The 25,195-nt window shown below is 74.1% G+C and carries 9 protein-coding genes and 2 pseudogenes; 10 read left to right on the forward strand and 1 reads right to left on the reverse strand.

Going from position 1 to position 25,195, the window contains the following annotated elements:
- Positions 1 to 36: 36 nt before the first annotated feature.
- The 7 genes and pseudogenes from ACFVU9_RS26930 (at position 37) to ACFVU9_RS26960 (ending at position 20,892) form a co-directional block, all read left to right on the forward strand.
- Entirely contained in the window at positions 37 to 4,743 is a 4,707-nt protein-coding gene (locus ACFVU9_RS26930; RefSeq protein WP_387597616.1) for an SDR family NAD(P)-dependent oxidoreductase, read from the forward strand.
- Between the two features lie 14 nt (positions 4,744 to 4,757).
- Positions 4,758 to 13,442, forward strand: a pseudogene (locus ACFVU9_RS26935) (SDR family NAD(P)-dependent oxidoreductase); the annotation flags it as partial.
- A gap of 210 nt (positions 13,443 to 13,652) precedes the next feature.
- Positions 13,653 to 16,613, forward strand: a pseudogene (locus ACFVU9_RS26940) (type I polyketide synthase); the annotation flags it as partial.
- A gap of 53 nt (positions 16,614 to 16,666) precedes the next feature.
- Positions 16,667 to 17,884, forward strand: a complete 1,218-nt coding sequence (locus ACFVU9_RS26945) for a cytochrome P450 (protein WP_387597596.1) — start codon at positions 16,667 to 16,669, stop codon at positions 17,882 to 17,884.
- A gap of 47 nt (positions 17,885 to 17,931) precedes the next feature.
- Positions 17,932 to 18,396 (forward strand): nuclear transport factor 2 family protein, encoded by a 465-nt coding sequence (locus tag ACFVU9_RS26950; RefSeq protein WP_387597599.1) that lies wholly within the window; start codon positions 17,932 to 17,934, stop codon positions 18,394 to 18,396.
- A gap of 75 nt (positions 18,397 to 18,471) precedes the next feature.
- Positions 18,472 to 19,272 carry an oxidoreductase gene (locus ACFVU9_RS26955; protein ID WP_387597602.1) on the forward strand — a complete coding sequence of 267 codons (801 nt, stop codon included), beginning with the start codon at positions 18,472 to 18,474 and terminating at the stop codon, positions 19,270 to 19,272.
- Positions 19,273 to 19,518: 246 nt separating this feature from the next.
- Positions 19,519 to 20,892, forward strand: a complete 1,374-nt coding sequence (locus ACFVU9_RS26960; RefSeq protein WP_387597604.1) for an FAD-dependent oxidoreductase — start codon at positions 19,519 to 19,521, stop codon at positions 20,890 to 20,892.
- Positions 20,893 to 20,905: 13 nt separating this feature from the next.
- On the opposite strand, the gene ACFVU9_RS26965 is transcribed toward ACFVU9_RS26960, so the two are convergent.
- A complete protein-coding gene (locus tag ACFVU9_RS26965) occupies positions 20,906 to 22,609 on the reverse strand; it encodes a serine/threonine-protein kinase (RefSeq protein ID WP_387597606.1) in 1,704 nt (567 codons plus the stop codon).
- A 50-nt stretch (positions 22,610 to 22,659) separates the two neighbouring features.
- On the opposite strand from ACFVU9_RS26965, the gene ACFVU9_RS26970 reads away from it, so the two are divergent.
- The 3 genes from ACFVU9_RS26970 to ACFVU9_RS26980 all read left to right on the forward strand — a co-directional run bounded on the left by ACFVU9_RS26970 (position 22,660) and on the right by ACFVU9_RS26980 (position 25,104).
- Positions 22,660 to 23,142, forward strand: coding sequence for a hypothetical protein (locus ACFVU9_RS26970; RefSeq protein ID WP_387597609.1), 483 nt, complete (start codon positions 22,660 to 22,662; stop codon positions 23,140 to 23,142).
- Between the two features lie 381 nt (positions 23,143 to 23,523).
- Positions 23,524 to 23,874, forward strand: a complete 351-nt coding sequence (locus ACFVU9_RS26975; RefSeq protein ID WP_387597611.1) for a cupin domain-containing protein — start codon at positions 23,524 to 23,526, stop codon at positions 23,872 to 23,874.
- A gap of 153 nt (positions 23,875 to 24,027) precedes the next feature.
- Positions 24,028 to 25,104 (forward strand): response regulator transcription factor, encoded by a 1,077-nt coding sequence (locus ACFVU9_RS26980; RefSeq protein WP_387597613.1) that lies wholly within the window; start codon positions 24,028 to 24,030, stop codon positions 25,102 to 25,104.
- The last annotated feature ends 91 nt before the right edge of the window (positions 25,105 to 25,195 follow it).

Consider the following 25,195-nt stretch of genomic DNA (forward strand, 5'->3'; position numbering starts at 1 on the left):
ACGGATGGAGGGATCATGACCGCATCGCCTGAAGCGGTGGTCGAGGCCCTACGGGCTTCGCTGAAGGAGAACGAGCGGCTCAGGAACGCCGTGCGGGCGGCGGTCGAGCCGGTGGCGATCGTCGGGATGAGCTGCCGGTACCCGTCCGGTGTCGATTCTCCCGAGAAACTGTGGGACCTGGTCCTGGAGGGCCGGGACGCGGTGTCGGGGTTTCCCGGCGACCGCGGCTGGGATCTGGCGTCACTGTTCGCCGCCGACCCCGACCAGCCGGGAACCTCGTACACGCGGGAAGGCGGGTTCCTGTACGACGCCGCGGAGTTCGACGCGGGGTTCTTCGGTATCTCGCCGCGTGAGGCCCTCGCCATGGACCCGCAGCAGCGGCTGCTGCTGGAGACGTCCTGGGAGGCCGCCGAGCGGGCCGGCATCGACCCGCTGTCGTTGCGCGGCAGCAGGACCGGGGTCTTCGCCGGTGTGATGTACCACGACTACGGCTCCCGGCCGGGCCTGGCGTCCGAGGAGGCGGAGGGCTACCTCGGCACGGGCAGCGCGGGCAGCGTCGCCTCCGGCCGGATCTCCTTCACGCTGGGCCTTGAGGGGCCCGCCGTGACGGTGGACACGGCGTGCTCGTCGTCGCTGGTGGCCCTGCACCTGGCGGTCCAGGCGCTGCGCCGGGGCGAGTGCTCGCTGGCCCTGGCCGGCGGTGTGACAGTGATGTCGACCCCGTCGACGTTCGTGGAGTTCAGCCGTCAGCGCGGGCTCGCCCCGGACGGGCGCTGCAAGTCCTTCGCCGACTCCGCGGACGGGGCCGGGTGGAGCGAGGGCGCCGGGGTGCTGCTCCTGGAGCGGCTGTCGGACGCCCACCGCAACGGACGCCGTGTCCTTGCCGTGGTGCGCGGCAGCGCGGTGAACCAGGACGGCGCGAGCAGCGGGTTGACGGCGCCGAACGGGCCGTCGCAGCAGCGGGTGATCCTGCAGGCCCTCGACGACGCGGCGCTGTCGGCCGCGGACATCGACATGATCGAGGGGCACGGCACGGGCACGCCGCTCGGCGACCCGATCGAGGCGCAGGCGATCCTCGCGGTCGCCGGCCATGACCGTGAACGCCCGCTGTGGCTCGGCTCCGTGAAGTCGAACATCGGCCACACCCAGGCCGCGGCGGGCATCGCCGGGGTCATCAAGACGGTGCAGGCGTTACAGCACGGTGTGCTGCCCGGGACCCTGCACGTCGACGAGCCCTCGACCCGGGTGGACTGGTCGGCCGGGGCGGTGGAGCTGCTGACCGAGACCCGGGACTGGCCCGACCCCGGGCGCCCGCGCCGCGCGGGGGTGTCGTCCTTCGGCATCAGCGGCACCAACGCGCATGTGATCGTGGAGGAGGCCCCGGACAGCGGCGGGGGCGGCGACGAGCGCCCGCCCGAGGCCGAGGGCGTCCCGCTGCCGTGGCTCGTGTCGGCCCGCGGCGAGGAAGCGCTGCGGGCCCAGGCCGGGCGGCTGGGCCGGTACGTGGAGGACGGCCCTGCCCTGCGCCTCGCCGACGTGGCGTACTCGCTGGCCACGACGCGGTCGGCCTTCGACCACCGCGCGGTCGTCGTCGCGGCGGACCGTGCCGAGCTGGTGCACGGCCTCGGCCGCCTCGCCGAGGGCGAGGTGCCCGCCTCGGGCGCACGCGGCACGGTGTCCGACGGCAAGCTGGCGTTCCTGTTCACCGGTCAGGGCGCGCAGCGGGTGGGCATGGGACGGGACCTGTACGCGCGGTATCCGGTGTTCGCCGACGCCTTCGACGCGGTCTGCGCCGAACTGGACCGGCATCTCGGCCGGCCGCTGCGCGACGTGGTCTTCGGCGGCCCCGGCACCGAGGGACTGCTCGACGAGACGGTCTGGACCCAGCCTGCGCTGTTCGCGGTCGAGATCGCCTGGTACCGGCTGGTGGAGTCGTGGGGCGTGCGCCCTGATCTCGTGTCCGGCCACTCCGTCGGCGAGCTGGCCGCGGCGCACGTCGCGGGGGTGCTGTCGCTCGCGGACGCGGCCACCCTGGCCGCGGCCAGGGGCCGGCTGATGCAGGCGCTGCCGCGAGGAGGCGCGATGACGGCGGTGCAGGCGTCCGAGGAGGAGGTGGCGCCGCTGCTGGCACAGCGGCCCGGGCGTGCCGGGCTCGCGGCGGTGAACGGCCCCGCCTCGGTGGTGGTTGCCGGTGACGAGGACGCCGTCGCGGAGGTGGCGGCGCACTTCGCCGGCCGGGGACGGAAGACGCGGCCGCTGCGGGTGAGCCACGCGTTCCACTCGCACCGGATGGACGCGATGACCGAGGACTTCGCCGCCGTGGTGCGGACCGTGTCCCTGCACGCTCCGCGGATCCCGGTGGTGTCCGCGCTGACCGGCACCGTGGTGGCGGCCGGGGACCTGTGCACCCCCGAGTACTGGGCGCGGCACGCGCGGGACACCGTCCGGTTCCTCGACGCGGTCCGCGCCCTTCAGGCCGAGGGCGTCACCACGTTCCTGGAACTCGGTCCGGACGCCGTGCTCGCCGCACTGGGCCAGGAGTGCGCCGACGGCGGCGACCTCGTCTTCACGGCGGTCTCGCACCGGGACGAGCCCGAGCTGCGGACCCTGCAGGCCGCGCTGGGACGGCTGCACGTACGGGGCGTCGGGGTGGACTGGGCGGGCGTGCTCGCCGGCACCGACGCCCGGACGGTGCCGCTGCCCACCTACGCCTTCCAGCGCCGGCGCCACTGGCTGGAGGCCGCGGGCGGTGACGGGGCCTCGGCCCGGGTCGACGATCACCGCTACCGCGTCGACTGGGCGCCGCTGCCCGCGCCCACCGCGCCCCGGGTGTCCGGCCGTTGGCTGATCGTGTTGCCGGAGGGCGTCGCCTGCCCGGCGGACGAGCTGTCGGCGGCGCTCGGGCGCGCCGGGGCGGACGACGTCGTCCGGCTGAGCCTCGATGCCGTGACGGGGACCGACCGGACGGCTCTCGGCCGCCGGCTGCGCGAGGCCGCCGGGGAGCAGCCGTTCACGGGTGTGATGTCTCTCCTGGCCGTGGACGAGCGGCCCCTGCCGGACAGCTCTGCACTGACCTGCGGCCTCGCGGCGACGGTGGTGCTGGGGCAGGCGCTGGGCGACACCGGGACCGGCGCCCCGCTGTGGTGTCTCACCCAGGGTGCGGTGGCGGTCGGCCCCGACCCGGTGCGGCGCCCGGCGCAGGCGACCGTGTGGGGGCTGGGGCGGGTGGCGGCGCTCGAATGGCCGGACCGGTGGGGCGGCTTGGCCGATCTGCCGGAGTCGGTGGACGAGACCGCGCTGTCGCGCCTCGTGGCGGTCCTCGCCGAGCCGGGCGGCGAGAGCCAGCTGGCCGTGCGGGCCGATGGCGTCCTCGGCTGCCGGCTGGTGCGCTCCCCCTCGGCCGAGACGCCGGTGCGGCGCGTCTGGCAGGCCACGGGCAGCGTCCTGGTGACGGGGGGGACGGGCGGACTCGGCGCGCAGGTGGCGAGGTGGCTGGCCGGCCAGGGCGTCCCGCACCTGGTGCTGCTCAGCCGCCGGGGGCCCGCCGCGCCCGGCGCGGCTGGGCTGGAGGCCGACCTGCTCCGGCTGGGCAGCAAGGTGACCGTCGTGGCCTGCGACATCACCGACCGGGACGACCTGCGCCGGGTCGTCGAGTCGCTCCCCGAGGACCGTCCGGTCACCGCCGTCGTCCACGCGGCGGGCGCGGTCCAGGAGGAGAAACCGCTGGCGCGGTGCGACCTCGCCGAGATGGCCGAGGTGATGTCCGGCAAGCTCGCGGGGGCGAGGAACCTCGACGCCGTCTTCGACGGCTGCGGCCGGCCCCTCGACACGTTCGTCCTCTTCTCCTCCGGCGCCGGGCTGTGGGGCAACACCGGGCAGGCGGCGTACGCGGCGGCCAACGCGTTCCTCGACGCCCTGGCAAGCTTCCGCCGGGCACAAGGGCGCGCCGCGACCTCGGTCGCCTGGGGCGCCTGGGGCGGCGGCGGGATGGCCGCCGGGTCGGGCGAGCTGCTGCTGCGGCGCGGTGTCCCGCTGATGGCTCCGGAGACGGCCCTCGCGGGTCTGCGGGCCGCGCTCGACCGCGACGAGACCGCCACCGCCTTCGCCGCCGTCGACTGGGAGCGGTTCGCGCCCGCGTACGGCGCGTCCCGCTCGCGTGCGCTGCTGAACGACCTGCCCGACGCACAGCGCGTGCTGCGCGGCGACGCCGGGCCGGGGCGCGCCGGGGCGCTGCGGGAGCGGCTGGCGTCCATGTCCGGGGAGGAGCAGGAGCGGCTGCTGCTCGACCTGGTGCGCACCCACGCGGCTGCCGCCCTCGGCCACCGCGCGGCGCAGGACGTCCGCGCTGCGGCGACGTTCCAGGATCTCGGGTTCGACTCGATGGCTTCGCTGACGCTGCGCAGCCGCCTCAACGAGGCCACGGGTCTGACCCTGCCGACGACCGTGGTCTTCGACCACGCCACCCCGGCCGCGCTGGCCCGGCACCTGCGCACGCAGGTCCTCCCCGAGGGCGTGCGGGCCGACGCGGTCCTCGCCGACGTGGACCGGCTGGAGACGGCGGTCGAGGCGATGGACGCCGACGACGAGACGCGCGCCCGTGTCGTCACGCGGCTGCGGACGCTGCTGTGGAAATGGGCCGAGCCCGGCCTCGTCACCGCCGGGGCGCCGGAGGACGACGCCCTGATGCTGGCGACCGACGACGAGATGTTCGACATCGTCAACAAGGAGCTTGGGATCTCGTGACCAGCACTGAGGACAAACTTCGCCAGTACCTGAAACTCGTCACCACCGAGCTCCGCCAGACGCGCGCACTTCTGGAGCACGCCGAGCAGAAGGAGCACGAACCGGTCGCGATCGTGGGCATGGGATGCCGGTTCCCCGGGCACGTCGAGTCCCCGGAGGACCTGTGGCGCCTGGTCCGCGACGGGGCCGACGTGGTGTCCGGGTTCCCGCAGGGGCGCAACTGGGACGTGGAGGACCTGTACGACCCGGAGCCGGGCCGCCCCGGCAAGAGCTATGTGCGCACCGGCGCGTTCCTCGACGACGCGTCCGGTTTCGACGCGGAGTTCTTCGGGATCAGCCCGCGCGAGGCGCTCGCGACGGATCCCCAGCAACGGTTGTGGCTGGAGGTCACCTGGGAGGCGTTGGAGCGGGCGGGCATCGATCCGGTGTCCCTGCGGGGCAGCAGGACCGCGGGCTTCATCGGGATGACGCACCAGGGGTACGCCTTCCCCTCGCGCCTGGACCCGGACGACGAGGTCGCCGGCTACCGGCTGACCGGGAGCACTGCGGCCGTGGCCGCCGGACGGGCCTCCTACGTGCTCGGGCTGACCGGTCCCGCGGCGACCGTCGACACCGCCTGCTCGTCCTCCCTGGTGGCGCTGCACCTGTCGGTCAACGCGCTGCGCTCCGGGGAGTGTTCCCTGGCGCTGGCGGGCGGGGTGACCGTCATGTCCACCCCGAACGCCTTCGTGGAGTTCAGCCGGCAGCGCGGTATGGCCGCGGACGGCCGGTGCAAGCCGTTCGCCGCAGCCGCGGACGGCACCGGCTGGGGCGAGGGTGCCGGCGTCCTGGTGCTGGAGCGCCTGTCGGACGCGCAACGCCACGGCCACCCCGTGCTCGCGGTCATCAGGGGCTCCGCGGTCAACCACGCGGGTGCCGGGAACGGGCTGACGGCGCCCAACAGCCCGTCCCAGCAGCGGCTGATCCGTGAGGCGCTGGCGCAGTGCCGGCTGTCGCCGTCGGACGTGGACGCCGTGGAGGCGCACGGGACCGGGACCACGCTGGGCGATCCGATCGAGGCGCAGGCGCTTCTGGCGACGTACGGTCAGGACCGTTCCGGTGACCGGCCGCTGTGGCTGGGCTCGGTGAAGTCGAACATCGGCCACACCCAGGCCGCCTCCGGCGTCGCCGGTGTCATCAAGATGGTGATGGCCATGCGGCACGGCGTCCTGCCGCGCACCCTGCACGTCGACGAACCCACCCCGCACGTCGACTGGACGGCCGGCGCCGTCCGTCTGCTGACCGAGAACCGGGCCTGGCCCGACAGCGACCGCCCACGCCGCGCCGCCGTCTCCTCCTTCGGCGTCAGCGGCACCAACGCCCACGTCATCCTCGAACAGGCGCCCCCCACGGAGACCACCGTCACCGACGGGGACGAGCATGCGGCCCCGTCCGTCACGCGGACCCTGCCATGGATGGTGTCCGGCGCGAGCCGCGAGGCGCTGCGGGCGCAGGCGCAGCGCCTGGCCCTTTATGCCGACGCCCACCGCGAGGTGACCGACGCGGACATCGGCCGCTCCCTCGTGACGACCCGGGCGGCCTTCCCGCACCGGGCGGTGGTCGTCGGCTCCGGCAGGGACGAGTTCGTGCGGGCGCTGACGGCGCTGTCCCGGGGCGAGGAGTCCCCGGCGGTCGTCTCCGGCACTCCGCCGCGCGACGGGGAGGACGCCGGGGCCGGGCGGTGCCGGACCGTGTTCGTCTTCCCCGGCCAGGGCGCGCAGTTCGCCGGCATGGCCGTCGGCCTGCTGGACTCCTCCCCCGTCTTCCGGGACGCCCTGCGGGAGTGCGCCGACGCACTCGCGTCGCATGTGGACTGGTCGCTGCTCGACGTGCTGCGCGGGGCGGACGCCGGCTGGCTGGAGCGGGTGGACGTCGTCCAGCCCGCCCTGTTCGCGGTGATGGTGTCGCTGGCGGCCCTGTGGCGCTCGGTGGGCGTGGAGCCGGACGCCGTGGTGGGCCACTCGCAGGGCGAGATCGCCGCCGCCTGCGTGGCGGGAGCCCTCTCGCTCCAGGACGCGGCCCGCGTGGTGGCGGTGCGCAGCAAGGCGCTGCGGGCGCTGGCCGGGCGGGGCGCGATGGCCACCGTCGCGCTGGGCGAGGCCGAGGCCGGGGCTCTCGTCGGGCTGTGGGGGGAGCGGCTGTCCGTGGCCGCGGTCAACAGTCCCTCCTCGGTGGTGGTGTCCGGCGACGCGGACGCGCTGGAGGGCCTGATGGCCCGGTGCGGCGAGGACGGCGTGCGGGCGCGCCGCGTCCCGGTGGACTACGCCTCGCACTCCCCGCAGGTCGAGGAGGTGCGCGACGAGCTGCTGGAAGCGCTCGCCGGTGTCTCGCCCGCCTCCCCGCGCACGCCGTTCTTCTCGACGGTCACGGGCACCGCCCTGGGCGCCGGTGAGCTCGGGCCGGACTACTGGTACCGCAACCTCCGCCAGGTCGTGCGGCTGGCGGAGGTGACCGGGGAGCTGGCGAAGAGCGGTTACGACGTCTTCCTGGAGATGAGCCCTCACCCGGTGCTCACCGTCCCGCTCCAGGAGACCGTGGAGGACTCCGGGACGGACGGTGTGCTCGTCACCGGGTCGCTGCACCGGGACGACGCGGGGGCGGACGGTTTCCTCCGGTCGGCGGGCAGGCTGTACGCCCACGGGGCCGCGCTCGACTGGGCCCGGGTGTTCGCGGGCGGCGGGCGCCGGGTGGATCTGCCGACGTACGCCTTCCAGCGGCGCGGCTACTGGCTGGACGACCGCGGCGCGAGCGCGGACCTCTCGGCGACGGGCCTGTCCCCGGCCGGGCATCCGCTGGTCAAGGCGGTCGTCGCCGCCGCGACCGGGAACGGTCTGGTGCTCAGCGGACGGATATCGGTCCGTACGCAGCCGTGGCTCGCCGACCACGCCGTGCACGGCGCCGTCCTCCTGCCGGGCACCGCGTTCCTCGAACTGGCGCACCACGCCGGCCGGTTGCTGAACGCCGGGCGGGTGCGGGAACTGACCGTCCAGGCTCCGCTCCTCCTGTCCGGCGACGAGGCGGTGACCCTTCAGGTGGTGGCGGAGACCGGGGACGAGGGCTGGTCCGTCACCGTGCACTCCCGGGTCGGGGACGACGAGCCCTGGACGCGGCACGCGACCGGTCTCCTCGTCGCCGAAGAGCCCGCCGCTCCGGTGGAGAGCGGGGCGTGGCCGCCTGCGGGCGCGGTCGCGGTCGACGTGGGCGGCCACTACGCCCGGCTGGCCGACCAGGGGTACGCGTACGGTCCCGCCTTCCAGGGGCTGCGGGCCGCCTGGCGGCTCGGGGACGCCGTCTTCGCCGAGGTGCGGCTGGACGAGGAGCACCTCTCCGACGCCGAGTCGTTCGGCCTGCACCCCGCGCTGCTGGACGCGGCCCTGCAGACCGTCGCGCTGACCGGCTCGGACGACGGCGAGGGGGCGGCGGCCCGGCTGCCCTTCTCGTGGAGCGACGTGTCCGTGCACACGGCCGGGGCCGGCGCCCTGCGCGTACGGCTGGCGCCCGTGGGGCCGGACGCGGTGACGCTCACGCTCACCGACTCGTCCGGCAGCCCGGTGGCCTCGGTGGGTTCGCTGGCCTTGCGGCCGGTCGATCCCGCTCAGCTGGGCCCGGCCCGGCTGTCCCGGCACGACGGCCTGTCCCGGCACGACGGGCTGTTCCGCCTCGACTGGACCGCAGCGCCCGCCCGGCGGGCCGAACCGCCCGCGCGGTGGGCGCTGGTGGGTGCCGTTCCCGGATACGAGGAGCCCTCGGACACGCCGTCGGCGGACCACCGCACCGAGGTGCGCCGGCACCGCGATCTGGCCGCCCTGGGCGAACACGTCCGTTCCGGTGCGGCGGAGCCCGAGGTCGTGGTGGCGTCCTGCGTCCCGGACTCCGCCGCCGGGTCCGCCGGCGGGGAGGGGTCCGTGCGGGAGACGGCGGGGCGGGCGCTGAGCCTGGTCCAGTCCTACCTCGCCGACGAACACCTCGCCTCGTCGCGGCTGGTCCTGGTGACCCGCGGCGCGGTCGCGGCACGGGAGCGGGACGTCCCGGACAGCGCGCAGGCGGCGGTCTGGGGCCTGGTGCGGACGGCTCGGACGGAACACCCGGACCGCTTCGTCCTGGTGGACGTGGACACCGGCCGCATCTCCCCCGAGCAACTGGCGGCGGCGCTGGCCACCGGAGAGGAACAGGTCGCCGTGCGCGCCGGCGAGGTCATGCTGCCCCGGCTGGCCGCGTCGGACGGGCCCGCGGAACAGCGCGGTGCGCGGCGGCCGTTCACCGGCGGAACCGTCCTGATCACCGGCGGCACCGGCATGCTCGGCGGCCTCGTCGCCCGCCACCTGGTCACCGCCCACGGGGCAGCGCGGCTGCTGCTGGTGAGCCGTCAGGGCCCGGCGGCCCCGGGTGCGGCGGAGCTGGTGTCGGAGCTGTCCGCGCTGGGGGCCGAGGCGGAGGTGGCGGCGTGTGACGTGGCCGACCGGGACGCCCTGGCGGCGACGCTGACCCGGATACCCGCCGATGCGCCGCTGACCGCGGTGATCCACACCGCCGGGGTCCTGGAGGACGCGGTGGTGACCTCCGTGACACCCGACCTGCTGAGCCGCGTCCTGCGCCCGAAGACCGACGCGGCCGAGCACCTCGACGCGCTGACCCGGGGGACGGACCTCTCCGCGTTCGTGCTGTTCTCGTCGGCGTCGGGGGTCCTCGGGACGGCCGGACAGGGGGCGTACGCCGCGGCGAACGCGGCCTTGGACGCGCTGGCACAGCGCCGCCGGGCGAGTGGCCTGCCCGCGCTGTCGCTGGCCTGGGGGTTCTGGGAGCGGCAGAGCGCGATGACCGGGCACCTGGCGGAGGCGGACCTGGCCCGGATCGCGCGTTCCGGGATGCGCCCCCTGTCGTCGCAGCAGGGCCTGGAACTCTTCGACAGGGCGCTGACGGCCGATGACGCGGTCCTGGTGCCCATGCGGCTCGACCCGGTGGCGCTGCGGGCGCGGGCCGCGTCCGGCGCGGTCCCACCGGTGCTGCGCGCGCTGGCCGGACCCAAGGCGGTGCCGTCCGGGCGCTCCGGTGCGGGCGCCGTGGAGCCGGCCGTGCTGGAAGGCGTGGATGCCCTGTCCGAGAGCGAACGCGAGCGGGTCCTGCTGAAGCTGGTGTGCTCCACGGTCGCGGCGGTGCTGGGACACCGGTCCGCGGATGACATCTCCGACACCCGGGGATTCCTGGAGATGGGGTTCGACTCGCTGACCGCGGTCGAGCTGCGCAACCGGCTCGCCGCCGCCTGCGGGCTGCGGCTGCCGACCACGCTCGTGTTCGACCATCCCACGCCGCGTGCCGTCGCCTGTCACCTGGGCACGCTGCTGGCCGGGAACGAGGAACGTGCGGCGGAGGCGGTCATCGCCGGCCTCGACCGGCTGGCGGACGGCCTACGGGGCACGGCCCTGCGGGACGAGGTGCGGGAACGGGCGGCGGCACGCCTGGCGGAGCTGCTGGCCGAGCTGACCGGGCAGCCCGGCCCGGCCTCGGGCACGGAACTCGACGCCGCTACCGACGAGGAACTCTTCGATCTGGTCGACAACGGTTTCCTGCAGGCGAAGTGACGGGCCGTCTGGCCGACCGGACGGGAAGGAGCGGAACACGTGACGAACGAGACCAAACTGCGTGAGTACCTGAAGCGGGCGATCGCGGACGGCCGGCAGACGCAGGCGCGTCTGGACGAGGTCGAGGCACGGGCCCGGGAGCCGATTGCCGTGGTCGGCATGGCCTGCCGGTTCCCGGGCGGCGCGCGGAGTCCCGAGGAGCTGTGGCAGATGGTCGCCGACGGCCGCGACACGCTGTCCCCGCTGCCGGCCGACCGGGGCTGGGACCTCGACCGGCTGCTGGGCACCGGTGACGGCCGGCCGGGCAAGTCGCACGCCGGGATGGGCGGATTCCTCCACGACTGCGCCGAGTTCGATCCCGAGTTCTTCGGGATCAGTCCGCGCGAGGCGCTCGCGATGGACCCCCAGCAGCGCCTGCTGCTGGAGCTCGCCTGGGAGGGGTTCGAGCGAGGGCATCTCGACGTCGACGCCTTACGGGGCAGCCGCACCGGCGTGTTCCTCGGGGTGATGTACAGCGACTACGGCGGACGGCTGCGGGAGGCGCCCGAGGAGCTGGAGGGCTATCTCGGCAACGGCAGCGCCGGCAGTGTCGCGTCCGGCCGGCTGTCCTACACGTTCGGGCTGACCGGTCCTGCGGTGACCGTGGACACCGCCTGCTCGTCCTCCCTGGTGGCGCTGCACCTGTCGGTCAACGCGCTGCGCTCCGGGGAGTGTTCCCTGGCGCTGGCGGGCGGGGTGACCGTCATGTCCACCCCCGGCGTGTTCGTGGAGTTCAGCCGGCAGGGCGGGCTGGCCGCGGACGGCCGGTGCAAGCCGTTCGCCGCAGCCGCGGACGGCACCGGCTGGGGCGAGGGTGCCGGCGTCCTGGTGCTGGAGCGCCTGTCGGACGCGCAACGCCACGGCCACCCCGTGCTCGCGGTCATCAGGGGCTCCGCGGTCAACCAGGACGGGGCGAGCAGCGGGCTGACTGCGCCGAACGGTCCTTCGCAGGAGCGGCTGATCCGTGAGGCGCTGGCGCAGTGCCGGCTGTCGCCGTCGGACGTGGACGCCGTGGAGGCGCACGGGACCGGGACCACGCTGGGCGATCCGATCGAGGCGCAGGCGCTTCTGACGACGTACGGTCAGGACCGTTCCGGTGACCGACCGCTGTGGCTGGGCTCGGTGAAGTCGAACATCGGCCACACCCAGGCCGCCTCCGGCGTCGCCGGTGTCATCAAGATGGTGATGGCCATGCGGCACGGCGTCCTGCCGCGCACCCTGCACGTCGACGAACCCACCCCGCACGTCGACTGGACGGCCGGCGCCGTCCGTCTGCTGACCGAGAACCGGGCCTGGCCCGACAGCGACCGCCCACGCCGCGCCGCCGTCTCCTCCTTCGGCGTCAGCGGCACCAACGCCCACGTCATCCTCGAACAGGCGCCCCCCACGGAGACCCGCCGCCCCGTGGACGGCACGCAGGCCCTGGACTCCGGCGTCGCCCTGCCGTGGGTGCTGTCCGCCAAGAGCGACGACGCGCTGCGGGCGCAGGCGCGCGGCCTGCTCACGCACCTGGACGAACGGACCGACGTACCGCTCGCCGACCTGTCGTGGTCACTGAGCCGCCGTGCCGCGCTCGGCCACCGCGCGGTGGTCGTGGCCAGGAACCGAGAGCAGGTGCGCCGGGCGCTGGGCGCGCTGTCGGACGGCGGTACCGCGCCCGGTCTGGTGCGCGGTACGGCCGGCCGGCCCAAGGTCGCGTTCCTGTTCACCGGTCAGGGAAGTCAGCGCCCGGGGATGGGGAAGGCGCTCTACGAGGCGTTCCCGGCGTTCGCCGAGGCGCTGGACGCGGTGCTCGAACAGCTGGACGGCCGTCTGGGCCGTCCGCTGAAGGAAGTGATCCTGGGCGACTCCGGGCACGAGGATCTGCTGGACCGGACCGCGTACGCGCAGCCGGCGCTGTTCGCCTTCGAGGTGGCGCTGTTCCGGCTGCTGGAGCACTCGGGTGTGCGGCCGGACTGCGTCGCCGGCCATTCGGTGGGAGAGCTGGCCGCGTCGCACGTCGCCGGTTGCCTGTCCCTGCCGGACGCCGCGCTGCTGGTGGTCGAGCGCGGCCGGCTGATGCAGGGGATGCCCTCGGGCGGCGCGATGGCGGCCGTCGAGGCGAGCGAGGCCGAGGTGCTGGCGGCTGTGGACGGCGTGCGCGACAAGGTCGCCGTCGCGGCGGTCAACGGCCCGTCCTCGGTCGTCGTCAGCGGGGACGCGGCGGAGGTCGAGCGGATCGCGGGCGGGTTCGCCGCGCGCGGGCGCAAGACCCGGCGGCTGCGGGTGAGCCACGCGTTCCACTCCCCGCACATGGAAGGCATGCTGGACGCCTTCCGTGAGGTCGCGCGCCGCGTCGACCACCGGCCGCCGCGTATCCCGCTGGTCTCCACGCTGACCGGGGACGTGGTCACGGCGCAGGAGCTGGCTTCCCCCGACTACTGGGCCCGGCACGCGCGCCACGCGGTGCGTTTCCTCGACGCCGTCCGCACCCTCGAAGCCCAGGGGGTGGACTCGTTCCTGGAGCTGGGGCCGGACGCCGCGCTGACGCCGATGGCGGACAGCTGTCTCACCGGCAGGAACGCGGTGGCACTGGCGGCGGTCCGGGCTGGCCGGCCGGAGGAGGAGACGCTCGTCACGGCGCTGTCCCGGCTGCACGTGCACGGCGTACCGGTGGACTGGCGGACGTACCTGTCCGCGGCCGGGCCCCGGCTCGTCGACCTGCCGGCCTATCCCTTCCAGCGCCGGCGCTTCTGGCTCACCCCATCCACGGACGGGGAGGCGGGGCAGCCCCACCGGGCCGGGCAGCGCGACCTGCCGCACCCCCTGCTGCGTGCGGAGGTGGACGTGCCGACGGCGGAGACGGTCCTGTTCACCGGCAGGCTGTCGGCGGCGGAGCAGCCCTGGCTCGCCGACCACACGGTGCTCGGCGCCCCGGTGCTGCCAGGGGCCGCGCTGGTGGACATGGCGCTGACGGCCGGCCGGGAGACCGGCCTCGCGGACGTCGAGGAACTCACCCTCCAGGAGCCGCTGGTCCTCCCCGAGGATCGCGCCGTCCACGTCAGAGTCGTGGTCGACGCTCCGGACGCCTCCGGACGCCGGCCGGTGAGCGTCCACTCCCGGCCGGAGGACGCGCCCTCGGCGCAGACGTGGACCCGGCACGCCACCGGTCTCCTCTCCGCCGCCGGTCTCCTCTCCGCCACAGGCGGGGAGCCGGAGCACCCCGTGGTGTGGCCGCCGGACGGCGCGCTCGCACTGGACACGTCCGGCCTCTACGCGGAGCTGGCCGCCGCGGGCCTGAGTTACGGGCCGTTGTTCCGGGGGGTGCGGCGGGCGTGGCGGCGCGGTGCGGAGATCTTCACGGAGGTGTCGCTGCCGGAGGAACGCACGCACGAGACCGGCGGGTTCTCTCTGCATCCGGCGCTGCTGGACGCCGCACTGCACGGTGCCGGCCTGGGCGGCCTGGTCGAGAGCGAGGGCGGGGCCATGGTGCCGTTCTCGTGGAGCGGTGTGTCGCTGCACGCGGCCGGGGCGTGCGCGCTGCGTGTCAGGCTGGCGCCGGACGGGCCCGGCAGCATCGAGGTGGCCGCCTCGGACCTGGACGGCCGGCCGGTGATGTCGGTACGGGGCCTCGCGCTGCGGCCGATTTCCCGCGAGCAGATCCGCGCCACGCAGAGTGTCCGGGACGGCGCTGTCTTCCGGGTCGACTGGGCCAGGACGGCGGCACGCGACGCGGTGCCGGTACGGCGCTGTGCGGTCGTGGGTCCGGGCGGTGACGGGTACGCCGGGGCTCTGGAGGCCGGTGGTGTCCGGGTGGGCCGCTTCGCCGGTGTGGCGGACCTGGGGGACGCGGTCGCCGCCGGTGAGGCGGTGCCGGATGCCGTGGTCGTGGTCCTGGGGCCGGGCACGGGGTCGGTCGTCGCGGCGAGCCACGCCGCCGTCCACGAGGCGTTGGTGGTGGTCCGGTCCTGGCTCGCCGACGGGCGGTTCGCGCAGGCACGTCTCGCCTTCGTGACGAGCGGCGCGGTGGCCGCGCGCCGTGAGGAGGACCCGTCGGCGCTGGCCCACGCGCCGGTGTGGGGCCTGGTCCGGTCCGCGCAGACGGAGCATCCGGGCCGCTTCGTGCTGATCGACGTGGACGGTGAGGACGGGTCGTCGGGCGCGCTGAGCGCCGCGCTCGCCTGCGGCGCGTCCCAGGTGGCGATCCGCTCGGGCGCGCTCCTCACCCCTCGGCTCGCCAGGGCGGCGGGGGGCGGCGTGCCCGGGGATCTCGCGCTCGCCCCCGAGGGCACCGTGCTGGTGACCGGGGGCACGGGGGGCCTGGGCCGACAGGTGGCCCGTCATCTGGTGGAGCGCCACGGCGTACGGCACCTGCTCCTCGCGAGCCGTCGCGGCCGGGCCGCCGACGGGGCCGCCGAGCTGGTCTCGGAGCTGGCGGAGCTGGGCGCCGAGACCACCGTGGCCACCTGCGACGTGTCCGACCGGCAGGCACTGGCGCAGCTCCTCGCGGGCGTGCCCGCCACGCATCCGCTGAGCCTGGTGGTGCACGCGGCCGGTGTGCTCGACGACGGGGTGCTCACCTCGCTGGCCCCGGAGCAGCTGGACAGAGTGCTGCGGGCCAAGCTGGATTCCGCGTGGCACCTGCACGAGCTGACCCGGGACAGCGACCTCGCCGGGTTCGTCCTGTTCTCCTCGGCGTCCGGTGTCCTGGGCGCCGGGGGGCAGGGCAACTACGCGGCGGCGAACGTCTTCCTCGACACGCTGGCGCAGCACCGGTCCGCCCAGGGGCTGCCCGCCGTCTCGCTGGCCTGGGGGCCGTGGGAGGAGAGCAGCGGCGGCATGACCGGTACGGCGGCCCGGAACCCGCTCGCCCGGCTCGCACGCTCGGGGGTGGCCGCCCTCTCCTCCGAGGAGGGCCTGGACCTGTTCGACGTGGCCCGGTCGGGTGCCGAGGCATCGGTCGTCCTGATGCACGTGGACACCGTCGCGCTGCGTGCGGCGGGCCGCGAGGAGGTGCCGACGCTGCTCAGGGGGCTCCTGCCCGCGCCGCCGCCTGCGCCGACTACGGCTACGGCTACGGCTACGGCCCGCAGGAACCTCGCGGATCTCGGCGCGGAGGAGCGGCGGGAGGAGTTCCTGGATCTGGTGCGGACGCGCGCCGCGAGCGTGCTCGGCCACACCGACCCCGGGGCCCTGGACGTCTCCCGGCCGTTCCTGGAGGCGGGGTTCGACTCGCTGACCGCCGTGGAGCTGCGCAACGCCCTGAGCGAGGCGACCGGCCTCCGTCTTCCCGCCACGATCGTGATCGACAGCGCCACACCGGCCGGGCTCGCCGAGCGGCTCGACGCACTGTTCGGCGCGAGCCGGTCCGGGCAGGACGCCGTCGCACACCGGACGCAGGACACCGTCGACGTGCTGTACCGGCAGGCATGCGCACAGGGCAGGATCGGTGACGGGAACGCGTTCCTGGTGGCCGCCGCCCGGCTGCGGCCGACGTTCACGGCGTCGCAGGACGGGGCCGTGCGGGAACCGGTCCGGTTGTCGAGCGGCCCCGAGCGCCCCGCCCTGGTCTGTTTCCCCACCGTGGGGGCCTCGTCGAGCCCGCTCCAGTACGCCCATTTCGCCGCGGCGCTCGCGGGCGTCCGCGAGGTGTCCGCGATGCAGGTGCCGGGCTTCGTCGAGGGTGAGGCGCTGCCCGCCGACTTCGCCACCATGGTGGAGACGCAGGCACAGGCGGTCCTGCGCCACACGGCCGGTGACCCGTACGTCCTCGTCGGCTACTCCTCCGGCGGCTGGCTGGCCAACGCGGTGGCGGGCCGTCTGGAGGAGACGGACCGCGGCCCGTTGGGCGTGGTGCTGCTGGACACGTACTTCGCCGACAGCCGGCTCCCGCTGATCCAGCCCGCGCTGACCCGGGGAATGTTCGACCGGGAGGAGTCGATCGGCAGGATCGACCACGTGCGGTGGACCGCGATGGGCGCGTATCTGGGCATGTTCGCCGGCTTCTCCCCGGCACCGACCCGTGCGCCCCATCTCCTGGTCCGCGCCACGGTCCCGCTGCCTCCGGTGGACGGCTCCCCCGAGGTCCCGGCGGACGTCTGGGAGCAGGACCCGGCGTTCCCGATGGCCGTCCGGGAGGTGCACGGCGACCACTTCACGATCGTGGAGGACGACGCCGGAGCCGCCGCCCTGGCGGTGCACCGATGGCTCTCCACCCCCCTTCCCGGCCTGTGACAGGCGTTCCGCATCCGCAGCACGTCCCCACCACGACGAGAGAGGTTCTGACCATGACTGAGCAGTCGACGACGACCGGCACGGAGCTGCACGAGTACCCGATGAGGCGGGGCTGCCCCTACCACCCGCCGACCGAGTACACGGAGCTGAGCGAGCAGGGCCCGCTCTCCCAGGTGGAACTCTACGACGGCCGGGTCGCGTGGCTGGTGACCCAGCACAAGGAGACGCGGGAGATGTTCGCCGACGCGAAACTGTTCTCCTCCGACCACGACAACCCCGCCTTCCCGATCCTCGCCGAACGGGAGAAGAACTTCCCCGAGTTCACCCAGGAGCTGTTCGGTCTGGACGGGGAGCGGCACAAGGCCCGCCGGCGCATGCTGCTGCCGCGTTTCACCGCCAAGCAGGTGGAGAGGCTGCGTCCGATGATCCAGGAGGTGGCCGACGAGCTCATCGGCGACCTGCTGCGGCACGAGACTCCGGTCGACCTGGTCGCGGTGCTGGGCAGGCCGCTGCCGTCGCGGGTGATCTGCAAGATGCTCGGCATCTCCTACGAGGAGCACGAGCTGTTCGAGGTGCACGCCCAGGGGATCATGCAGGCGCCGGACCTGGAGCAGGCCGTCACGGCCGGCCGGGAACTGCTCGACTACCTGGTGAAGGTGGTGGACGCGAAGCGGGCGAACCTGAGCGACGACCTGTTGAGCACGCTCATCAGGGACCGGCTGAACACGGGTGAGCTGACGTCGATCGAGGTGTCGAAGCTGATGGTCGCCCTGCTGATCGGCGGTCAGGAGACGACCACGAGCATGATCGGCCTGGGCACCCTGACGCTGCTGCAGCACCCTGACCAGCTGGCGATGCTGCGCGAGGACCCGGAGCTGGTCCCCGGCGCGGTGGAGGAGCTGATGCGCTTCCTGTCCATCGCCGACCTGACGACGCTGCGGGTCGCGACCGCCGATGTGGAGGTGGCCGGGCGGACGATCAAGGAAGGGGACGGTGTCATCCTGTCCACCGCCGCAGCCAACCGCGACACCCGGGCCTTCGAGAATCCCGACGTGTTCGACATACGCCGGGACACCCAGGGCCATCTGGCCTTCGGTCACGGACCGCACCGCTGCCTGGGAGAGAACCTCGCGCGGGCCGAACTGGAGATCCTGTTCACCACCCTCTTCGAGCGGATCCCCACGTTGCGCCTCGCGGTGCCGATGGACGAGGTCTCCATGAAGGTCGGCATGACGCTGGAGGGCCTGCACGACCTCCCCGTCACCTGGTGACCGCTCCTCCACGCCCATCCCCGACCGATCCCGGTAAGGAACAACGCATGGACGACCGCACCGCCGTCATCGAGATCTGCGATCGCACGGGGTGGCACAGCGACCGGCGCGAATGGAACGAGGCCCGCGCCCTGTTCGCTCCCGAAGTGCTCCTCGACTACACCAGCCTGCTCGGCGGGTCACCGACCACGGTGACGTCGAAGGAACTCGTCGACTCCTGGGTCGCGGTGCTCGGTGGCTACGACTCCTCCCAGCACTTGATGACCAGTCACCTGGTGTCGTTCGAGGGCGCCACGGCCGAGTGCACGGCCTCCTTCCAGGCGACTCACCGGCTGGACAACCCTATGGGCTCCCCGCTGTGGCGCATCGGCGGAACCTACCGCTTCCATCTCGTGCGCTCCGGCGGCAACTGGAGGATCGACGAGCTGGCGATGACCATCCTCTGGACGGAGGGGAACCGGAACATCCTGGACCTTGCGGCGGAACGGCAGTCGCAGAAGTCGACGAGCTGATCATCACCCGGCCACCGGGCCCCGTGCCACCCCGCGGGGCCATCACTGAAGCACCGTCGAAGACAGGAAAGCGTCATGTCCTACGAAACAAACGCGTCAACGAGTAAACGGGGTAAGCGCGCGCTGGTGACAGGCGGTACCCGCGGTATCGGTTTGGCGATCGTGCGGAGGCTCGTCGCCGAGGGGGCGACCGTGGTGACTTCGGCACGGAAGGAGGCACCCGGGCTCCCGGACTCGGCACACTTGGTGATCGCCGATTCGAGCAGCCTGGAGGGCGTTCAGCAGCTGGCCGACACGGCTCTCGAACTACTCGGCGGTGTGGACATTCTGGTCAACAACGCGGGTGGGGCGAGCAGCGGCGGCATGCCGCACCTGGGCGGGTACTCCACGATCCCTGACGAGGACTGGATCGAGGCACTCAAGACGAACTACCTCGCTGCGGTCCGGCTCGACCGGGCCGTCCTGCCGTCGATGATCGAACAGCGCAGCGGGGTGATCATCGAGATGGCATCGACGACCGCCCAGCGGCCGGTCGGCGCCCTGCTCCATTACGGGGCGGCGAAGGCGGCGCTCCTCCACTACGCGAAGGGACTGGCGGCCGAGGTCGCCGGGTACGGGATCCGCGTCAACAGCGTCCTTCCGGGACTGGTCAGGACCCCGGCCATGGACATGGTCGCGGACAGTATCAGGGGTGCCACCGGGCAGGACGGCGACGATGTCGTCCAGATGATGGTCGAGATGGAGGGCGCACCGATGAAGGGCGTCAGCGAGCCGGAGGATGTCGCCGACCTCGTGTCCTTCCTGACCTCGGACCACGCCGCCCGCATCACCGGCTCCGGCTACGTGATCGACGGCGGGGCGCTCGCGCGGGCGTAATGCCGTATACGCGGGGCGGATGCTCTGGACGAGGTGCTGTGGTACCGCAGGGCGGGGGCAGGAGAGACGGCCGCTTCCCGCCCTCGCCCTGCGGTGTCAGGCGCACAGGCCGCGGCGTCGGAACGCGGTCGGCGTCGCTGCTTCCAGTCGCACCCCGGAGCCGCAGCCAGGGGCGGCGCCGGTTTGACGGGCGGCGATCATCGGACAGTAAGATCGCTCCGCAACACGACGCGAAGGGGAGCCTCAGTGGCGCGGGTTGCAGTGATCGGTGGCGGTATCAGCGGGCTGGGGACAGCGCTCATGCTGGGCCGGCGGGGCCATGTGGTGACGCTGTTCGAACAGGACGAACGGGCCGCCGGTGAGGACCTCGACCGGGACTTCTACGACTGGGCCAGGCCCCGGGTGCCCCAAGCCGACCAGCCCCACTCCTTCCTCGCGCCGGTGCGCACCGTGCTGCGGGCCGAGGCCCCGGACGTCTACGCGGACCTCCTGGCGCGCGGCGCCCACGAGTACCACGACTTCGACTGGTTCGACGCGCACCCGCCGCAGCGGGACGGCGACGAGGACCTGATCACCCTGCGCACCCGTCGCATCGTGCTGGAGGCCGCCCTGACCGCCGCCGTGCAGCGGGAAGCCGCCGTCGATGTGCGGCGCGGCTGCCGGGTGCGCGGCCTCGCCTTCGCGGCGGACCGTCCCACCCGGGTCACCGGCGTGGAGACGGACGCCGGGACCCACCCGGCGGACCTTGTCGTCGACGCCGCCGGCCGCCGCTCGCCGGTGCCCGGCTGGCTGACCGCGGCCGGCTGCCGCCCGCCCGTGGTCGAGAGCCACCGCGCCGGGATCGCCTACCTGTGCCGCTGGTACCGCCTGCGCCCCGACGGCCCGCGCGACCCCGGGCGTGTCAAGACGGGCTCGGTCGCGCCGTTCGCGATGGCCGGCGTCTTCCCGTCCGACAACGACACCTTCGCGCTGAGCATGGTGCTCTCCACGGCCGACCCGACCCGGGGCGCGCTCACCGACCCCGCCGTGTTCGAGGCCGTCCTCCGCCGCTTCCCGGCCTGCGCCGCCTGGCTCGACCTGGCCCCCGAACCGCAGTCCGCCGTCCTGGCGATGGCCGGCCTGGACAACCGCTGGTCCTCACTCGTCGACGCGGACGGGCCCGTCGTCACCGGCCTGGTCAACGCCGGGGACAGCCTCGTCCACACCAACCCCACCCTGGGCCACGGCGTCGCCCTCGGGCTCCTGGCCGGCCAGTACCTCGCCGCGCACGCCGACGAGGTCGCCGCCGACCCCGCCGGCTACCACGCCTGGAGCACCCGGACCCTCCGGCCGTGGTTCGACGCCCAGGTGAAGGCCGACCAGACCAACGCCCAGCGCCTCGCCGACGCCGCACCGGCCACGGACGTACGGGCCGCCGCCGTGGCCGCGTGCGCCTTCGAGGACCCCGTCGTCATGCGCGCCCGGGCTCACGTGCGCCACCTCGTCCACACCCCCGACACCGCCTACGGCAGCGACGAGGTGGACCGCCACGTCACGGCCTGGCTGGCCGACCGCCCCGACTTCGCCCCGGCCCACGACGGGCCGACCCGCGCCGAGTGGGACGCGCTGATCCCCGCTTGAGAGCCCGCCGGGGTCACTTCGGTTTGTCGTCCCAGGCGGTGACGGTGAGCTGGAGGGGCCCGACACCGGAGGGAACGGCCTTGACCCTGAGGAAGACGGTCCGTCCCTTGCGGGTCTGGTAGCAGAACCGTCGGCCCACGACCAGGGGGCCGCTGTCGGCGGCGCCGTTCTGTTTGATCTGGACCTTGCATTCGCCGGAGCTCGGACCATAGTCGTCGAAGGGGCGGGCGGCCGCCGCCAGGGCCGGTCGCGCCCGCTCGACCCCCAGGCTCGGCGCGCCGGCCGCGTTCCACCGCACCGCCAGATCGGCGGGATCCGCACCGACCACCGGCCGGTCCGCGTCGAGGTCGATGGAGGCGGCCTGAGCGGAGTCGATGGTGACATCGACCGGTCCGTACTTGACGGGAGCGGTGGACTTCTCGTCGGGGACGTCCAGCGCCGCGAACGAGAGGTAGGCGATATAGAGGCCGACGACCAGGAACGACACGGCCACCAGACGTCGTCGTCGCCTGGGCCTCGCGGGCGTGTGCGAAGCGGGGGGAACGGGGACCTGGGGGGCGTAGGCGGGCGGCGCGGGCGGAGCGGGGGTCCGGGGAGCGACGGCCGCCAGGAAGTCCGGATCCAGGACGCGGGTGGGCGCGGGCGGCTGCGGCCGGGGCAGTACGGCGGGGGCGGTGGCGGGGGCCGTGGGCAGGTACTCGGCCGGGGCTGGCGCGGGCGCGGCGGGCTCAGGCACCGCAGGCTCGACCGGGCTCTCCTCCGCCGGCGGCCCCTCGACCGGCGCGTCCCCGTCCAGGAGCCGGCGGACGGCCGTCTCGCGGCGACGGATCTCCCCCGCCAGGGGTGCCGGCAGCCAGTGTTCGAAGGCCCGGAGAGGCCGGGGAAGGACACGGTTGCAGAGGTCCGCCAGCTCCTCGGGCGTAGCCCTGGCCGCCGGGTCGGCGTGCAGGCAACGGGCGAGCAGCGCGCGCAGCTCGGGCTGGTAGCCCGAGAGGTCCGGGGGCCGGTACTCGGTGTTGGCGATGCGCGTGGCGAGGGTGATCGCGCTGCCCTCCCCGTACGGGTGCCGCTCGGTGGCGGCGACGGCGGCGATCAGGCCGAGGGCGAAGACGTCGCCGGCCTGGGTCACCGGTTCTCCGAGCGCCTGCTCCGGGGACATGAAGTGGGGAGTGCCGATCATCGAGCCGCTGGCGGTCAGCCGGGTGCCGTCCTCGGCCCGGGCGATGCCGAAGTCGATGACCCACGGGCCGTCGGAGGCGAGCAGGACGTTGCTGGGCTTGAGGTCCCGGTGGACGATCCCGGCCGCGTGCACCGCGCGCAGCGCCTCCGCGACGCAGCCGACCACCTGGAACACGGTCGTCAGGGGCAGCGGCCCGAACCCGCCGAGGGCCTGGTCCAGTGCGAGGCCGGGAACGTAGCGGCAGGCCAGCCAAGGCGTGGTGCCACCGGTGTCGTGGTCGATGACGGGCACCACGTGGTAGCCCTGCACCGTCCGGGCCGCGCGGACCTCCTGCTCGAACCGGCGGCGGAACTCCCCGTCGCGGGCGAACTCCTCACGGATCACCTTGATCGCGACCGGCTGGCCGCCACGCGTCCGGGACAGGTACACGGCCCCCATGCCGCCCTCGCCGATCCGGCGCAGCAGCGGGTAGCCCGCGACGTCGCGCGGGTCGCCCGGCCGCAACGGCGGCATGCCCGTGTGGTCCTGACTGGTCACCGCTGCTCCCGCTCCCCCGGCATCGTCGGATCACCGTCGGAGCACCGTCGATGATCAAGGACGATGCTACCGACGCGGCAGTGAGCTACGGTCGCCGTGTGGAGAATGAGGTGTTCCCGCCGTACCCGGTGCGGGACGTGCGGGCCCGGTACGTGTGGCAGGCGGGGTGTCCGTCCGACTTCGCTGACGTGACGGTGGACTTCGAGCCCTGGGAGAACGGAATCGTCCTGGAGGTCGCGCACGGGGCGGAGCTCGTCGGAACGATCCCGGAGGGTGAACTCCGCTCGTGGCACGAGGCGTTCGTCGAAGGCATCCGCGAAGAGCTGGCCGCACGCGGCGCGGGTGAGGTGGCGCTGGCCGTCGTCATCCACCGTACGGTCATACACGACGTGGATTCGAGCGCACGCTCCTTCCGCGCCGCCGGCCGGGTCGCCGTCCGGGAGGCGTTCGTCCGGATCGACGGCCCCGGCCCTGCTCTTGCGGCTCCCTCACGTCCGCATCGTCGTCAGTCCTCGATCCCGGTAAAGACTTGAGCCGACCGCACGGCGGTACCGCCGGGCCCGAGGGGTCGCCGTGCAGCCGGCACCTCCGTCCGGCCCGGCCCGGTCTCGGATGCCGCCGGATCCGGGGCCGGCGTGGAGAACGGGGAGCCCACGGGTCCCTGCGGCTCGACGAGCGGAACGTCGACCGCGGCGTCGGCGTGGGAGAACGGCTGGGCGAGCTGGCGGCGTAGTGGACGCCCGGAATGATCGATCATCCTGACAGGATGTCATCGATATTCGTCGTTCGTGCCCGCTCCATGCCCCGCCGCCCCTCGCCGGGACGGGACACCCGCCCGGATCCACGACCGTTTCGGCGCCTCGGGGTGTCCCCACTAGGATCGGTGCCTTTCGGATCTCGCAAGGAGAGCCCACGTGGAGTTGTTCCGGTTCGACCGTGCGGACAAGGCCATTGACCGCTTCGACAGCGTGGGCGCGACCGCAGCTCAGGTCGCCGCAGGACCGGGATCCGCCCATCTCACCTATCTGACCATCGGACCGGGAGGAACGATCGGCTCCCATCCCGCCCCGGTTCGCCAGGTCTTCCTGGTGATCACGGGCGAGGGCTGGATCTCCGGTCCGGACGGGCACCGGATTCCCGTGTCGGCCGGCGACGGTGTCCGCTGGGAGCCCGGCGAGGACCATGCGTCCGGCACGGCCACCGGTCTCACCGCCCTCACGCTGGAAGGCCCGTCCCTGGACGTGCACCTGCCCGACCCGTCGTGACCTCGTCACCGGACCGGCGACGCACCGAGCACCACCTGGAGCGCCGACTCGGCGCGCCCCCGACTGGCCGGAACCACGCCCGTCGGGAGGAGGAGTGGGGGCCCGCCGATCGGCGCGTGGTCAGGGCATGAACCGGGTGTTAGGTTCCGCGTCATGGGGTTACGGAACGCGCGGGCCGCCGCCGAGGCGGGTGCCATCGAGGGGCTGCGGGAGCTCGCCGCGGCCGCCCTGCCGACCGACCGGATCTTCCGGGCGGCGGACGAAATCCTGCGCCCGGTGCTGGAGTTCGACGCCGTCTGCTGGCACACCGCGGACCCGGCCACCGGGCTCGTCACCTCGGTGCAGAGCGAGGACCTGAGCCTCTCCGCGTACGACCACGCCGTCCAACTTGAGGTGTGGACGGACGACTTGGCGACGTTTCCGAAGATCCGCCGGGCGGGCCGCCGGGCCGAGACGATCAGCCACGCCAGCCAGGGCCGGCCCGGGCGCAGCGTCCGCTACCGCGAGCAGATCCGCCCGGCCGGGTTCGGGGACGAACTGCGCGCCTGCTTCGACGCAGCGGGCGGCATGTGGGGCTGCGCGGCGTTCATGCGCGCGCCCGACCGCGGCCCGTACCCGGCACGGCAGCGCAGGTTCGCGGACCTCGCGGCGCGGCACCTCGGCAACGCCCTGCGCGCCTCGCACGTCCCGCCGTCCGGTCGGGTGGGTGAGGATGGTGACCGCGCGCCGGCCGTGATCGTCCTCGACCGGGCCAACCGGCTCCTCGCCCTCTCCGGCCCCGCCGAGGACCTGCTCGCCCGGCTCGCCGACCCGACGCCCACCGCGCTCGACGTGCCCACCGCCGTCGCGATGGCCGCCGAGCACGCCCGCCGCGCGGCCCACGGACTGCCCGCGTCCCAGCTGCCGGTTCGGGTGCAGACCCGCGACGGCCGCTGGTACGTGCTGCACGGCTCCGCACTTCGCGGCGCGGGTGTGGCGGGCCAGGCGACGGTGGTCGCCTCCCCCGCCACGCCCGCCGAGACCGTGCCGCTCTACCTGGCCGCGTACGGGCTGACCGCGCGCGAGCAGGAGGTGGCCCTGCTGCTCGTGCGCGGCTGCGACACCCGTGAGGTGGCGCGGACGCTCGCGATGGCGCCGTACACCGTGCAGGACCACCTCAAGTCGGTGTTCGCCAAGGCCGGGGTGGCCAGCCGGCGGGAGCTGGTCGCCCGGATCATGCTGGGCGCCTAGGTTCTGTACGGCGGATCTTGTGACCGTCGCATGATCGGCTCGTTGTACTGGTCATGGGGCGGGGAGATCTGAGCAAGGACGAGTGGGACCG

Source organism: Kitasatospora sp. NPDC057936, from assembly GCF_042887525.1.
Classification (GTDB): domain Bacteria; phylum Actinomycetota; class Actinomycetes; order Streptomycetales; family Streptomycetaceae; genus Kitasatospora.